At 67.8% G+C, this 14,326-nt stretch carries 15 protein-coding genes; 10 read left to right on the forward strand and 5 right to left on the reverse strand.

Annotated features, from left to right (window positions below):
- The 9 genes from LGM42_RS32150 to LGM42_RS32190 all read left to right on the forward strand — a co-directional run.
- A partial coding sequence (locus LGM42_RS32150) for a hypothetical protein (RefSeq protein ID WP_413227437.1) occupies positions 1-184 on the forward strand: 184 nt, incomplete at its 5' end.
- Between the two features lie 20 nt (positions 185-204).
- Positions 205-501, forward strand: a complete 297-nt coding sequence (locus LGM42_RS32155; RefSeq protein ID WP_059577636.1) for a hypothetical protein — start codon at positions 205-207, stop codon at positions 499-501.
- A gap of 25 nt (positions 502-526) precedes the next feature.
- Positions 527-1,804 (forward strand): pilus assembly protein TadG-related protein, encoded by a 1,278-nt coding sequence (locus tag LGM42_RS32160; protein ID WP_226234339.1) that lies wholly within the window; start codon positions 527-529, stop codon positions 1,802-1,804.
- Positions 1,805-1,817: 13 nt separating this feature from the next.
- Positions 1,818-2,351, forward strand: coding sequence for a TadE/TadG family type IV pilus assembly protein (locus LGM42_RS32165; RefSeq protein WP_060010534.1), 534 nt, complete (start codon positions 1,818-1,820; stop codon positions 2,349-2,351).
- The gene (locus tag LGM42_RS32170; protein ID WP_226234340.1) at positions 2,348-2,791 is read left to right on the forward strand and encodes a TadE/TadG family type IV pilus assembly protein; all 444 of its coding nucleotides are present in this window, start codon (positions 2,348-2,350) and stop codon (positions 2,789-2,791) included. The genes LGM42_RS32165 and LGM42_RS32170 overlap by 4 nt, the downstream gene beginning before the upstream one ends.
- Before the next feature lie 22 nt (positions 2,792-2,813).
- Positions 2,814-4,022, forward strand: coding sequence for an AAA family ATPase (locus LGM42_RS32175; protein WP_059577648.1), 1,209 nt, complete (start codon positions 2,814-2,816; stop codon positions 4,020-4,022).
- Between the two features lie 18 nt (positions 4,023-4,040).
- A complete protein-coding gene (locus tag LGM42_RS32180; RefSeq protein WP_060313794.1) occupies positions 4,041-5,408 on the forward strand; it encodes a CpaF family protein in 1,368 nt (455 codons plus the stop codon).
- A 32-nt stretch (positions 5,409-5,440) separates the two neighbouring features.
- Entirely contained in the window at positions 5,441-6,418 is a 978-nt protein-coding gene (locus LGM42_RS32185) for a type II secretion system F family protein (RefSeq protein ID WP_226234341.1), read from the forward strand.
- A 36-nt stretch (positions 6,419-6,454) separates the two neighbouring features.
- Positions 6,455-7,429 (forward strand): type II secretion system F family protein, encoded by a 975-nt coding sequence (locus LGM42_RS32190; protein WP_060313788.1) that lies wholly within the window; start codon positions 6,455-6,457, stop codon positions 7,427-7,429.
- Between the two features lie 267 nt (positions 7,430-7,696).
- Here LGM42_RS32190 and LGM42_RS32195 read toward each other — a convergent pair whose 3' ends face one another.
- From LGM42_RS32195 to LGM42_RS32215, 5 genes are all read right to left on the reverse strand, one after another.
- Complete coding sequence (locus LGM42_RS32195) at positions 7,697-8,653, reverse strand: transporter (RefSeq protein ID WP_226234342.1); 957 nt, start codon at positions 8,651-8,653, stop codon at positions 7,697-7,699.
- A 324-nt stretch (positions 8,654-8,977) separates the two neighbouring features.
- Entirely contained in the window at positions 8,978-9,505 is a 528-nt protein-coding gene (locus tag LGM42_RS32200) for a flavin reductase family protein (protein ID WP_060967112.1), read from the reverse strand.
- A 5-nt stretch (positions 9,506-9,510) separates the two neighbouring features.
- The gene (locus LGM42_RS32205) at positions 9,511-10,749 is read right to left on the reverse strand and encodes a styrene monooxygenase/indole monooxygenase family protein (protein WP_124862395.1); all 1,239 of its coding nucleotides are present in this window, start codon (positions 10,747-10,749) and stop codon (positions 9,511-9,513) included.
- A gap of 64 nt (positions 10,750-10,813) precedes the next feature.
- Positions 10,814-11,602, reverse strand: a complete 789-nt coding sequence (locus tag LGM42_RS32210; RefSeq protein WP_059577664.1) for an SDR family oxidoreductase — start codon at positions 11,600-11,602, stop codon at positions 10,814-10,816.
- A gap of 40 nt (positions 11,603-11,642) precedes the next feature.
- The gene (locus LGM42_RS32215; RefSeq protein ID WP_226234343.1) at positions 11,643-12,890 is read right to left on the reverse strand and encodes a dienelactone hydrolase family protein; all 1,248 of its coding nucleotides are present in this window, start codon (positions 12,888-12,890) and stop codon (positions 11,643-11,645) included.
- A gap of 351 nt (positions 12,891-13,241) precedes the next feature.
- On the opposite strand from LGM42_RS32215, the gene LGM42_RS32220 reads away from it, so the two are divergent.
- Positions 13,242-14,267, forward strand: a complete 1,026-nt coding sequence (locus LGM42_RS32220) for an AraC family transcriptional regulator (RefSeq protein WP_226234344.1) — start codon at positions 13,242-13,244, stop codon at positions 14,265-14,267.
- Positions 14,268-14,326: the final 59 nt, after the last annotated feature.

A 14,326-nucleotide genomic window follows, 5' to 3' on the forward strand; every position in this document is an offset into this window, starting at 1 on the left:
GCCGCAGCCCGATGCGGCCACCGCGGCGCGTGTCGCGCGCATCGAAGCCGCCGCCGCGCGCCTCGCGGCAGCCGGCCCCGATACGCCGGCCCAGCCGGCGGTGCGCGCGAAGCACCGGATCGCCGCGGCGCCCAACGCGCAGATTGCGCGCGCCGGCGCGGAACCGCAGTCCACCGATCGTTGAAGCCATCCAAGGGGAAGCTCATGAAATCCGCCTACCTCGTATTCGTGCGCCGCGCGGCGCTCGCCGTCCCGCTCGCGTTCGCGCTTGCCGGCTGCATGTCGTCGACCCCCGTGTGGGACAGCCGCTTCGGCGACTCCGTCCGCACCGTGATGCACGCCCAGATCATCGATCCGCATGCTGGCGAACATCCTTCGTCGGCATCGGGAGTCGACGGCAACGCCGCCGCGGCCGCGCTCGACAACTACGACAAGTCGTTCAAGCAGGCCGTGCCGCCCGCCAACGCATTCGTGATCGGCATCGGCAAGGCCACGCAGTAACGACACCACGCTCAGGGAGAACGCCATGAACCGCGCAGCCCGCTATCCGAAACTCACGCGTCGCAGCCTGCATCGCCAGCGCGGTGCCGTCGCGATCATCGTCGGCCTTTCGCTGGCGGTGATGATCGGGTTCGTCGGGCTCGCGCTGGATCTCGGCAAGCTGTACGTCACGCGCAGCGAACTGCAGAACAGCGCCGATGCCTGCGCGCTGTCGGCTGCGCGCGACCTGACCTCGGCGATCAGCCTGTCGGTGGCCGAAGCCGACGGCATCGCCGCCGGCCATCTGAATTTCGTGTTTTTCCAGAAGAAGTCGGTGCAGATGTCGACGAACGCGAACGTCACGTTCAGCGATTCGCTGACCAACCCGTTCCTGACCAAGGACGCGGTCGCGACGCCGGCGAACATCAAGTACGTGCAGTGCACCGCGACGCTGAGCAGCATCGCGCACTGGTTCATCGAGGTGCTGAACGTGCTGCCGGGCACGAAGCTCGCGAATGCGGCGGAAGTGTCGGCGAGCGCGATCGCGACCGTCGGCGGCGGGCAGACGACTTGCGCGATTCCGGTGTTCGTGTGCCGTGCGTCGGCGGCGTCGCCCTACAAGGTCGGCGACTGGATTTCGTCGCTGTCGGATTCGTCGTTGCCATACGGGCCCGGCAACTTCGGCTGGGCAGCGCTCGACGGCTCGACGAACGAAACGACCATCGCGAACGAGCTGTCGGGCAACACTTGCAATATCACCAGCCCGCAAGACCTGAGTACCCCGGGCAAGATGTCGGCGGCGCTGCGCGCCTGGAATACGCGCTTCGGCGTCTACACGAACGGCGCGAACGGCTCGAGCGGCCAGCCGGACTTCACCGGCTACGCGTATGTCGGCCCGAACTACGGGCCGCCCGGAACACCGGGCATCAAGGGTGATGCATACACGCAGTTCGTGGCCGACCGCGCGAGCTTCAAGCCGTACCAGGGCGACGGCGCGCCACCGTCGGGCAGCGGCATCGCCACCAACGGCACGGCGACGGCGAGCAACTACTCGACCTACGGCGGCGACCGACGCCTCGCGCTCGCGCCGGAAGGCGACTGCTCGACGCTGCAAGGGAGCAGTCACAAGTTGCACGTTACGCAATGGGATTGCGTGCTGATGCTCGATCCCGTTCCGTTCAGCTCCGGCAAGAGCAGCGGCGCCGTCGTCGCGCACCTCGAATACCTCGGCTCGTCGGTGTCGGGCAACAACCCGTGCGCGACGCACGGCTTGCCCGGCAGCGGCAGCGCATCGGGCACGCAGGTGCCGATGCTCGTTCAATAGCGGAGAGACGATCATGAAGAAGCCGCCGATTCGTCGTTCGCGCACCCGCGGCGTCGTCGCCGTCGAGTTCGCGCTCGTGCTGATGCCGATGATCATGCTCGCGACGGGCGTGGCCGAATTCGGCCGAGCGATCTACCAGTACGAGACGCTGACCAAGGCCACGCGCGATGCGGCACGCTACCTGTCGGTCTGGCTGCCGACCGACAGCGCGTATCCGGTATCGCAGGCGCAGTGTCTCGTCGTCTACGGCAGCACGACGTGCGGCACGTCGGGCACCGAGCTCGTGCCCGGGCTCACGACGTCGATGGTCACGATCTGCGACGCACAGCGTACGACCGGCTGCAGCGATGCGTCGGACCCGTCGCAGTTCGCGAACCTGCCGACCTACGATTCGAACAACAACGCGCCGAGCGGCACGGCCACGGGCGCGATCAACGTCGTCGAAGTGAAGATCTCGGGCTACCAGTACCAGCCGATCCCCGCGTTCCCGGGGCTGCCGTCGATCACCTTCGGCAACATCGTCACCGTGATGAGGCAGGTGTCATGAATGCGCGCCATTTCCCGCTGTCACGCCGGCGCACGCAGCGCGGCGTCGCGATCGTCGAATTCGCGCTGATCGCGTCGGTGCTGATCATGCTGCTGATCGGCATCTTCGAGTTCGGCCGCGTGCTGTTCTACTGGAATACCGCGAGCGAGGCCGTGCGCCTCGGCGCGCGCACCGCGGTGGTGTGCGACGTGAACGCCGCGGGCGTCGTGAAGCGTGTGCGATCGCTGCTGCCGCTGCTGTCGAACGCGAACGTGTCGGTGAACTACACGCCGTCGAGTTGCGACGTCAACACGTGCTCGTTCGTGACGGTGAGCGTCACGAACGTCACCGTCAAGACCATGATCCCGTTCATGAACGTCACGGTGAAAATGCCGCCGTTCACGACGACGCTGCCGCGCGAAAGCCTGAATTCCGCGACGGGCGGCTCCGCCTGCAACTAATCGAAAAGACGAGGCACACGACATGATCAACATCCTCGTAGCTTCCGACGATACCGCGCGGCTTTCGCAGATCGCGCGTCTCGTGGCCGACTGCGGACGCTATCGCACGACGCGCGCCACCGGCCGTCCGTCGCAGATCGAACATCGCACCGACGGGCTCGACGCGTTCGACATCCTGCTGATCGACGGCACGTCGCTCGAGCCGTCCGAGCTGTCGGCGATCGAGCGCATCTGCCGCGCGCATGCGGGCCTGACCTGCATCCTCGTGACGGCCGACGCATCGCCGCACGTGCTGCTCGACGCGATGCGGGCGGGCGCGCGCGACGTGCTGCAGTGGCCGCTCGATCCGCAGGCGCTCGGCAACGCACTCGGCCGGGCGGCCGCGCAAAGCACGCCGCGCGATACCGACGACACGCGCATCGTGTCGTTCATGTCGTGCAAGGGCGGGGCCGGCACGAGCTTCGCGGCCGGCAACGTCGCGTTCGAGATCGCCGAGGGCTTCAAGCGCCGCGTGCTGCTGATCGACCTGAACCAGCAGTTCGCCGACGCGGCGTTCCTCGTCAGCGACGAAGCCCCGCCGTCGACGCTGCCGCAGCTGTGCGCGCAGATCGAGCGGCTCGACAGCGCGTTTCTCGACGCGAGCGTCGCGCACGTGACGGACAACTTCCACGTGCTCGCGGGCGCGGGCGACCCGGTCAAGGCCGCCGAGATGCGCGAGGACGCGCTCGAATGGATACTCGGCGTCGCCGCGCCGCGCTACGACTTCGTGATCTTCGACGTCGGCGTCGCCATCAACCCGCTGTCGATGGTCGCGCTCGATCGCAGCGACCAGATCCAGATCGTGCTGCAGCCCGCGATGCCGCACGTGCGCGCCGGCCGCCGGCTGCTGGAGATTCTCGTGTCGCTCGGCTACTCGACCGACCAGATGCGGCTGATCGTGAACCGCACGACGCGCGCGAGCGAGCGCACCCGCACCGCGCTCGAGGAAGTGCTCGGCCTGCACGCGGCCTGCACGATTCCCGACGACGCCGACACCGTGCTCGAAGCGATCAACCAGGGCCATCCGGTGTCGCGGCTCGCGCGCGGCTCGGCGGTCGCGCGTGCGTTGCAGGGCTGCGCGAAGCAACTCGTCGACGGCGGAGTGCGCGCGGGACGCGGCGCGACGCACAGCGAACCGTTGATGTCCCGGCTGTTCGGCCGCAAGGCCACGCCGAAGCTCAAGTCGATGTAATTCTTTCGGGGAACCATCATGTCATTGCGCGAACAGATGTCGTTGCACCGGGCCCAGCCGATGGCGGCGGGCAGCGAGCCGGCCGGCCCGGCGCATTCGTCGGTGCGCGACGCATACCAGAAGCTGCGCCGCGAAATTCACCTGGCCGTGCTCGAGCGCGTGGAGCTCGAGCGCCTGTCGCGGCTGCATCAGGATCAGGTCCGCATGGAGATCGGCTCGCTGATCGCGCGCATCCTCGACGAGGAGCGGATGCCGGCGAACGACATCGAGCGGCGCCAGCTCGCGATCGACGTGTACGACGAGATGTTCGGCTTCGGCCCGCTCGAAGCGCTGCTGCGCGACCCCGGCATCTCCGACATCCTCGTGAACACCTATCGGCAGGTCTACGTCGAGCGGTGCGGGCAGCTCGAACTGACCGACGTGACGTTCTACGACGACGCACACCTGATGAAGGTGATCGAGAAGATCGTGTCGCGCGTGGGGCGCCGCATCGACGAATCGAGCCCGATGGTCGACGCGCGGCTGCCGGACGGCTCGCGCGTGAACGCGATCATCCCGCCGTCCGCGATCGACGGGCCGCTGATGTCGATCCGGCGTTTCGCGGTCAACCCGCTGAAGATGGACGACCTGGTGCGCTTCCACAGCCTGACGCCGCCGATGGCCGAGCTGCTCGACGCGCTGTCGCGCGCGAAGGTGAACGTGCTGGTGTCGGGCGGCACGGGCAGCGGCAAGACGACGCTGCTCAACATCCTGTCCGGCTTCATTCCGCGCAACGAGCGGATCGTCACGATCGAGGACGCGGCCGAGCTGCAGCTGCAGCAGCCGCACGTGCTGCGGCTCGAAACGCGCCCGCCGAACATCGAGGGCAAGGGCGAGATCACGCAGCGCACGCTGGTGCGCAACGCGCTGCGGATGCGCCCGGACCGGATCATCCTCGGCGAAGTGCGCGGCGCCGAAGCGCTCGACATGCTCAACGCGATGAACACGGGCCACGAAGGCTCGCTCGCGACGATCCACGCGAACACGCCGCGCGACGCGCTGACGCGGCTCGAGAACATGGTCAGCGTGTCGGGCCTGACGCTGCCGCCGAAGACGATGCGCCAGCAGATCGCGTCGGCGATCTCGGTGGTCGTGCAGGCGGCGCGGCTGACCGACGGCAAGCGCAAGATCGTCAGCATCCAGGAGCTGACCGGGATGGAAGGCGACATCATCAACATGCAGGAGATCTTCACGTTCAAGCGCACGGGCGTGGACCGCGACGGCTCGGTGCGCGGCCACTTCTGCGCGACCGGCGTGCGGCCGAAGTTCGTCGAGCGGCTGCAGGCGTTCGGCATCAACCTGCCGGATTCGCTGTACGACCCGTCCGTGCGTTACGAAACGGACTGACGACAGGCGCCGTGTGCTGCCGGGGAGGCCTCATGAATGCGATCTTTTACGGTTTTGTGATTCTTACCTTCGTCGCGGTCGTGCTGTCGATCGAAGGCATCTATCAATGGTGGAACGCGCGGCACGGCACTGCCGCGCGCCGGATCGAATCGCGCATTCGCGCGATGTCGGCCGGCGGCAACGTCCAGCAGGAGCGGCTGTCGATCCTGAAGAAGCGGATGCTCGACGAGTCGAAATCGTTCGACCGGCTGCTGCTGCGCGTGCCGCGCGTGCACGCGCTCGATCTCGTGATCCAGCAGTCGGGCCTCGACTGGACGCTGCCGAAGCTGATCACGCTCAGCGCGACGTTCGCGGCGTTCGCGTGGTTCGCGGCGAGTTTCGCGCGCTTGCCGCAACTGGCCGCGGTGCCGATCGCGCTCGTCGCCGGCTGGATGCCGATGGCTTACGTGCTGCGCTGCCGCGCGCGACGGATGCGCAAGCTCGAGCGGCAGTTGCCGGACATCTGCGACATGATCGCGCGCGCGCTGCGCTCCGGTCATTCGTTCACGAGCACGCTCGGGATGGTCGGCGACGAGTTTTCCGAGCCGATGGGCGGCGAGTTCCGCGTCACGTTCGACGAGGTCAACTACGGCGTGTCGCTGCACGACGCGCTGATGAACCTCGCGACGCGCGTGCCGGTGCAGGACCTGCGCTACTTCGTGATCGCGGTGCTGATCCAGCGCGAGACGGGCGGCAACCTGGCCGAGCTGCTCGACAGCATCGCCGGGCTGATCCGCGAGCGCTTCAAGCTGTTCGACAAGGTGCGCGTGCTGTCGGCGGAAGGGCGGCTGTCGGCGTGGATTCTCGGGCTCTTGCCGTTCGGCACCGCGGCGGTGATGGCGCTGCTGAACCGCGAATTCCTGTCCGTGCTCTGGGAGGATCCCGCGGGCATCCGGATGGTCGGCACGATGCTGGTGTCGATGCTGTTCGGCCTGTTCTGGATCCGCCGAATCGTGCGCATTCGCGTCTGACGCGCGCGCCGAATAACGAACCGTTGCGAGGTTGTCATGCAAAACCTGAGCGTGGTCCAGGCCGTGATGCTGGGCGGCTTGTTCATCTTCGTGGCCGGCGGCGTGCTCGTCGCGATGCTGCTGTTCGCGCCGCGCAGCATCCAGCGCCGGATCGAGCAGGCCGGCGGAGCCGGGGCGGGCGCCGTCGCCGGCCCGGGCGACGGCGACGACATGGCGTCGCGCTGGGTCGCGAAGCTGGTCGAGCTGTCCACCCCGATCTCGAAGCTGTCGGTGCCGAAGGAAGGCTGGGAGAGTTCGCCGCTGCGCATCCGGCTGATGAATGCCGGCTGGCGCAACCAGAGCGCGGCCGCATTGTATTTCACCGCGAAGACGGTGCTCGCGCTCGGCCTGCCGTGCGCGGCGCTGCTGGTGCTGATCACGACGTCGCTCGGCGACGAGCGGGCGCTGCTGTCGCTGATCCTCGTCGCGCTCGCCGGCATCGGTTACTACATCCCGAACGTCGTGCTGTCGCAGCGGGTCAAGGTGCGCCAGCAGAAGATCTTCGAGGATTTCCCGGACGCGCTCGACCTGCTGACGGTGTGCGTCGAAGCGGGGCTCGGGCTCGACGCGGCGCTGATGAAGGTGAGCGAGGAACTGCGGTTTCGCAGCGAGGTGGTCGCGAGCGAACTCGATCTGCTGCTGCTCGAGATGCGCTCCGGCTTCACGAAGGAAACGGCGCTGCGCAATCTCGCGCTGCGCACCGGCGTGGAGGATATCGAATCGTTCTGCGCGATGCTGATCCAGGCCGACCGGTTCGGCACGAGCATCAGCGAATCGCTGCGCGTGCTGTCGGACATGCTGCGCACGCGGCGCCGGATGCGCGCGGAGGAACGCGCGGCGAAGATCGCGCTGAAGCTGCTGTTCCCGCTGATCTTCTGCATTTTCCCCGCGCTGATGGTGGTGCTGCTCGGCCCGGCGATGATTCACGTGTATCGCGTGCTGCTGCCCACGTTCGTCGGCATCGCGCAATGAGCGGCGCACGGATGCGGCTTCGCTCGCATCGATAAAGGCTACGTGTGCCGGCCTCCGGTCCAATCGGCGGCCGGCACCGCGACAGGCTTCATGGAGGCTCCCTCCCCAGGCGGCGCCGCGAGACAGATCGACCATAGCGACGACAATGCATCCTGGACCCATGGTCGATCATGGAACAAGCCGTAGTCCACCGCCTTCACGGCTGCCCCCTACTGCTAACCGTTTGAAGCGGCGTGCGCCGGATCGGGGCGGCCGGCGCGCGGTGCGTCACTGAAAATGATGCACGTAGCGCAGTACCATCCGCGTCCCCTGGGGCCGGTTGCGTGCATAAGTCTCGAAGTACGCGTTGAACAGCAGGTGGTCGTGCGGCGAGAAGCTGACCATCGCCCCCGGCCCGATCGCGAATACCGCTTCCCGTGTGCCCGGCACGTCCTGCCCGTTGGCCTTCATGTCGGTGGTCTGGCGCAACCAGTAGCCGTTGAGGCCCAGCCGCAGGCCGGGCCGTACTTCGTACTCGGTCGCGAAGTTCACGTGGATCGCCTGGCCGGCCTGCGTCGACGTCACGTCGGGCCCGAGTGCCGTGGCCGGCTGATGGTTGGTCGCGTTCCACAGATAGTGCAGCCGCCACGATACGGTCCATTTCGGCGTGAGCCACAGCGTCGCCGCCCAGTACGGATCGAACGACCAGAAATGGCTGCCCGGATTGATCGCGCGCGACGGATCGTACGCGCCGGTCGGCACGATGAACTGGAATTCGACGCGCTGCGCGAAGCGCGGGCCCTGCGCGCCCATCACCGGGTCGAACTGGACGAACGGGCCGATCAGCAGATCGCCGAAGCCGGCGCGCGCATTCAGCGCGACGTTGCCGATGCCGTCGTCGGTCCGCGCGGACGCGATCCACGGCAGGATCACGTCGAGGCCCGGATGCATGCCGGCGAACGTCAGCGGCGACTGATAGACGAGCTGGCTCAAGCCCGCGAACAGGTCGATGTCCTGCTTCGGCAACCCGACCTTGTTGCCCGCATTGTCGTTGACGCGGCCGGCCGTGTAGTACTGCAGGTACTGCGTGCCGTACCAGCCGGCGCCGGCCGGCGGCATGCCGTCGAGGAAACTCGTCATGCCGAGGTTGACCGCCGGCAGATCGGCCGCATGGGCCGGCGCGTGGCCGGCGAGACCGACGAGCGCAAAGCCTGCGGCGACGAGCAGGCGAGAGCCGAATTTCATGTTCACCACCTCCTGGATATTATTTGCATGTACTAGGGCGTGTTCACGCTAATAACGGGCTTGCGAACGTGCCTTTCCGCCCGCAGTGCAAGGAGTAAGGAGCGCCGTTTGGCCGTGCCAAACAAGCGACGCACGACGCCGCAATGTGGGCGGAAAGGCACGTTCCCCTGCCTGAAAAATGCATTCGTGGGGCTGGCCCCCAGAAGGGCCGATCGCTGCGTCATGCTCCTCGCGAATACGTCGAGTATTCGCTTCGTCGCAATCCTCGCGCTCGGCCCTTCTGGGGGCCAGCGCAAGCCCGTTATTAGCGTGAACACGCCCTAGTCAAAGCGCGCGTGAAAGATCGGGGTGATCGGCGATCGCGCGATACTGGCCGGCATGGAACACGAGCGGTGCCTTGCCGAACGCGTCGAACTGCTCGATCTCGCCGATGAAGAGCAAATGATCGCCGCCTTCGTAGTGGCCGACGTTGCGGCACACGAAGCGCGCGCTCGCGCCGTCGAGGCAGGGCACGCCGCCGCTTTCCGACTCCGCGTGCGGCACGCCGTCGAACTTGTCGGCGCTGGGCGTCGCGAAGCGGCGCGACAGGTCGATCTGGTCGTGCGCGAGGATGTTGATCGCGAAATGGGTCGCCGCGACGAAATCCGGGCGGCTCGGCGCGACCTTGCGCAGGCTCCACAGCACGAGCGGCGGATCGAGCGACAGCGACGAGAACGAATTCGCGGTGAGCCCCACCTTGCGCCCGTCGGCCGCGCACGTGGTGATCACGGTGACGCCGGTCGGGAACTGTCCGAACGCGGCGCGCAACTGCATCGGGTCGAGGGCCGGACGGTCGGTAACGGTCGTTTCCATGACGGTTACTCCGCTCGCACGCTGTGTTGCCGGATCAGCGCCGCGCACGCCGACGGCTCGAACCACCAAGGCGAGAACCGGCGCGGATCGTCGAAGCCGTCGACGATCACCTTGGCAAGCGACGGCGACTGGCCGGCCGCGCCGAGCAGTTCGAGGATGTGCGGCGGCGGCGGGGTGAGCAGCGAGTTGGTCCAGCGCACGACATGCTGCGCATAGGCCCAGTAGCTTTCGAACGTCTGCTGCATCCAGTCTTCGCCGAACGGCGCGGCGTCGCGCGCGACGATCGCCGCGAAATACGCGTTCGCGCATTTCGCGGCGTTGTTCGAGCCCTGGCCGGTGATCGGATCGTTGACCACCACCGCGTCGGCCATCCCGAACACGGTGCGGCCCGACGGCAGCCGGAAGAACGGCTTGCGTACCGTCGGCGCGAAGCGCCCGGCCAGCGTGCCGTTCGGATCGGTGAGCTCGACGTCGCGGCAGCGCTCGAATTCCCACGGTACGTACTGCTGCAGGAACGACAGGCTCCGGTCCAGATGCTGCTCGGGCGTCTTCACGTCGGCCCAGCAGTCGAGCGGGCCGCCCGGGATGCCTTCGAACACCATGATTTCGCACGGGCCGGTGGTGGTCAGCGCGGGAAACACGAAGTACTCGCCGATGCCCGGCAGCAGGTTGAAGCGCACGCGCGAATACGGCTCACTCGGCGTCATCCCTTTCACGTAGGTGAGCGCCAGCGCGCGCTGGGGGCGGTCGAACGGGCTGCGCGCATCGTCGCGGCCGAGCAGGTTGACGATGTCGCCCTTGCCCGCCGCGAGCAGCACGAGGTCGTGGCTGCGCGCGAGTTCCTCGAGTTCGGGCACGCCGATGTCGCCGATCCGCACGTCCGCGCCGCGGCGGCGGACGCCGTCGAGCCAGTCGGCCATCTTCACGCGCTGGTCGACCGACTGCGCGTAGCGGGTCAGCCGCGACGACCAGTCGATCACCTTGCGGCCGTTGCCGTCCGGGTGCGGCACCGCGATGCCGATGCCTTCGACGGACGGACACGCTTCCTCCCACGTATTCAGGCCGAGATCGCGCTCGATCTGCAACGACGTGTGGAACATGCACTGGCTCGACATGACCTTGCCCGAGCGGATCTGCTCCGCGTCGCGGTTGGTCGCGAGCGTGACGTGGTAACCCTGGTCGAGCAGGGCGAAGGCGAGTTGCAGGCCGGACTGGCCGGCGCCGACGATAGCGATGCGTCTCATGGGAGTGTCCTTGGTTGGCCGTGTGGCGGCCGGAATGATTGCGTGAAGGGGCGGCGCGAAGCGGTCATTCCGCGAGCCGCGGAATCGCCGGCACCGCCTGTTCGGGGCCCATCGCGGCATAGCCGCCGTCCACCGCGTAGTCGGCGCCCGTCACGAAGCTCGCGGCGTCGCTGCACAGGAACGTGACGACCTGCGCGACTTCCGACGGATCGCCGACGCGGCCGAGCAGGTGGAACGGCGCGGCGACGCGATCGGTCTTCGCGCGGTCGCCGTGCGTCAGCTCGTCCATCACGCGCGACCAGGTCCAGCCCGGCGACACCGAGTTGACGCGAATGCGATCGGGCGCGAGATCCATCGCCATGCTGCGCGTGAGCTGTCGGATCGCGGCCTTGGAGGTCGGATACAGCCAGCGGCCGGTCTGCGCGCACTGCGCGGAGATCGAGCTGAAGTTGACGATCGCGCCGCCGCCGCGCCGGGCCATGTGCGGATGCACGGCCTTCGCGAGCATCGCCGCCGACACGACGTTGACGTCCATCGCCGCGAGCCAGTCGTTGCGGGTCGCGTGGATGCCGTTGTCGACGTAGCTGCACGCGAGGTTGACGAGCACGTCGATCGCGCCGAACCGTTCGACGATCGTCGCGATCGCGCGCTCGATCGCGCGGTCGTCGGTGATGTCGAGCGCGAGGAACAGCGCCCGTTCGCCGAGCGATGCGGCAACGCGTGCGCCGTTGTCCGCATCGAGATCGAGGATCGCGACGCTCGCACCGGCGCGGCTCAGGTCCTGCGCGACCGCTGCGCCGATCAGCGTGGCGCCGCCGGTGACGAGCGCGACTTTGCCAGCAAGGGCATTCATGGGGTGTCTCCGGGAATCGTGGGGTGAGGGTGGGGCCGCGTCAGCATGCCGCCGTCGACGGCGCGCTGTCGTGCCAGCGGCGCATCAGGCCGTTGGACGGCACGGTTTCGTCGAGCAGCTTGCGGGCCGTGTCGACGCCCGCGACCGGCAGGCCGGACGGGGCGAGCAGGCCGATCTGCACGAGCACGCTCGCCTGATCCCAGTAGATGTGCTCGTGATAGAGCTTGTCGCCGCGAAACTTGACGATCGCGACGAGCGGAATCTCGACGCGCTTGCCGGTCGGCGCGACGCCCGGCAGCATCCAGTCGATCTCGGTGGTGTGCGTGAAGCGGAACAGCAGCTCGTCGACGATCTGGCTCGCGCCGATCGTGCGCGAGATCGGCGTGATCGTCGTGTCGGGCGGGTTCGCATGCACGAAGTGATGCGTGTAGAAGCGCTTGAGTTCGTCGTGGCCGACGCCGCCCGTCAGCGTCGGAATATGGTTGACGTACGGCTCGGCGACCATCGTGGCCATCGTCGCGTCGACGTTGCGCGTGTCGAACTCGTGCTTCAGGTGCGTTTCCCACAGCGCGGACAGGTCGTAGTGCGGGCCGAGCGCGGCGCGGAACGCGGCGATCGCGCGCTGGTGAGCCATGACCGCGGCGGCCTTGTCGAAATGATCGCCGCCGGCGCGGGCGAACGCGTGATCGACGCCGGGGTAGACGTACACTTCGACGCCGTCGCGGCCGGACAGCGCATCCGCGATGCGCTGCTGTGCGTCGGGCGGGCAGAAGCGGTCCTGCGCGGCGATCTGCAATACGAGCCGCCCGCGCAGGTGCGCCGCTTCGTCCAGCGCATGCTCGATGCCCACGCCGTAGTAACTGACCGCCGCGGCCACGCCCGGCAGCCGGCACGCGGCGAGATAGGCGAGCTTGCCGCCGAGGCAGTAGCCGAGCACGCCGGCCTCGCCCGTGCATTCCGACCGCTGGCGGAGCATGTCCAGCGCGGCGCCGATGTCCTCCACGCCCTTGTTTTCGTCGAATTCGCGATAAAGGGCCATCGCGCGCTCGAAATCGGCCGCCGCGTAACCGAGCTCGATCCCCGGCGACTGGCGCCAGAACAGGTCCGGCACGAGCACGGTATAGCCTTCCTCGGCGTAGTAGTCGGCCACGTCGCGCATCGTCGCGTTCGCGCCGAAAATTTCGTGACAGAGCACGATGCCCGGCCCGGTTCCGCCGGCCGGCGTGCTCAGGTACGCGCGGAACGTGCCGCCGCCCGGCGATGGAACTTCGATGTGACGTCCGTTCATGTGTCCCTCCATGCTGTGGGTTTCGGTGACGGGCCCAGTATTGGCGGACGAAATGCGCGCTTCTATCCGCTTTCTTCGGCCGTTATCCGCGAATTCCGGAAACCTGCGACAGCGGCCGCGGCGGGCCGGCGGGCCTCGGCGGACCGCGGGTATGTGCGGATGCGGACAGCCCGCACAGTTTTCTACGATGCGCGAACGGTCCGCTTCTTGCGTGGCTTGGGCTGGACTTGCGTGTTTCGCGGGACGGACTGTCCGGATACTGCGAGTGCTGTCCGGATCGTGCGACGGATTCCCCGAGATCGGGAATGCGTGCACGGCGCGAGTGCGATCGAGCACGACGGGAGAACTTCGATGGCGCAATTTTCCGAAACCGGCTGGCTGGCCGACGCCGCCTGTTTCAATCACGACACGCTGCTGCTGGAGTCGAACGACGTCGACGAGGTGCGCGCGCGCGTCGCCGACGTGTTCAAGCCGCACCGGCTCACGCCGACCGGCGAATCGCGCGCGCTGCACAGCTGCATGCACCATGCGCGCTGGGGCAACCTGTCGTTGAACCTGCTCGATTACGGCGGCGGCGTCAGCATCGAGCCGGGGCCGCTCGAACATTTCTTCCTGCTGCAGATTCCGCTGCGCGGCCACGCCGAGATCGAATGCGGCGCGACGCGCTTCGTGTCGTCGCCGGGCACCGCGTCGCTGCTTTCGCCGACGCTGCCGCTGAAGATGCGCTGGGGCGATGCGTGCCCGCAGGTCATCCTGCGCATCGAGCGCGAAGTGATGGAGCGCCACGCGCAGCGGCATTTCGGCGACGACCGGCGCGCGAGCGTCGAATTCGAACCGGAATTCGACCTGTCGTCGCCGCAGGGTACCTGTCTCGCGCAATTGCTGCCGGTGTTCGCCGGCGCGATCGCGACGGACGCGCATCCGCTGCGTCATCCGCTCGCGTTCGAGCAGCTCGAATCGACGCTGCTCAACCTGCTGCTGCACGGCCACCCGAACAGCGCGCGCAACGGCACGCGACACGTGTCGACGGCGCTTGCGCCGTTCTACGTGCGGCGCGTGGAAGAATACATTCGCGCGCATCTCGACGAGCCGCTGACGATCGAACGGCTCGCCGAACTCGCCGGCGTCAGCCCGAGCACGCTGTTCGCCGGCTTTCGCCATCGCCACGGGATCACGCCGATGGGCTTCGTGCGACAGTTGCGGCTGCAACATGTGCGCGAGGAACTGCTGGCCGGCGACACGCCGGGGCTCGCGTCGGTCACCGACGTCGCGCTGAAATGGGGCTTCGCGCACCTCGGGCGGTTCGCGATCGAGTACAAGCGGGCGTTCGGCGAATCGCCGTCGGCGACGCTCAGGATGCGGCGCGGGCGGGGGTGAGCGCGGCGGCGGGAACGATGCCCCACCGCCGCGCCGGTCGGTGCGGCGGCTGGTCCCCC

Source organism: Burkholderia sp. AU39826 (genome assembly GCF_020419965.1).
Lineage (GTDB): Bacteria > Pseudomonadota > Gammaproteobacteria > Burkholderiales > Burkholderiaceae > Burkholderia > Burkholderia semiarida.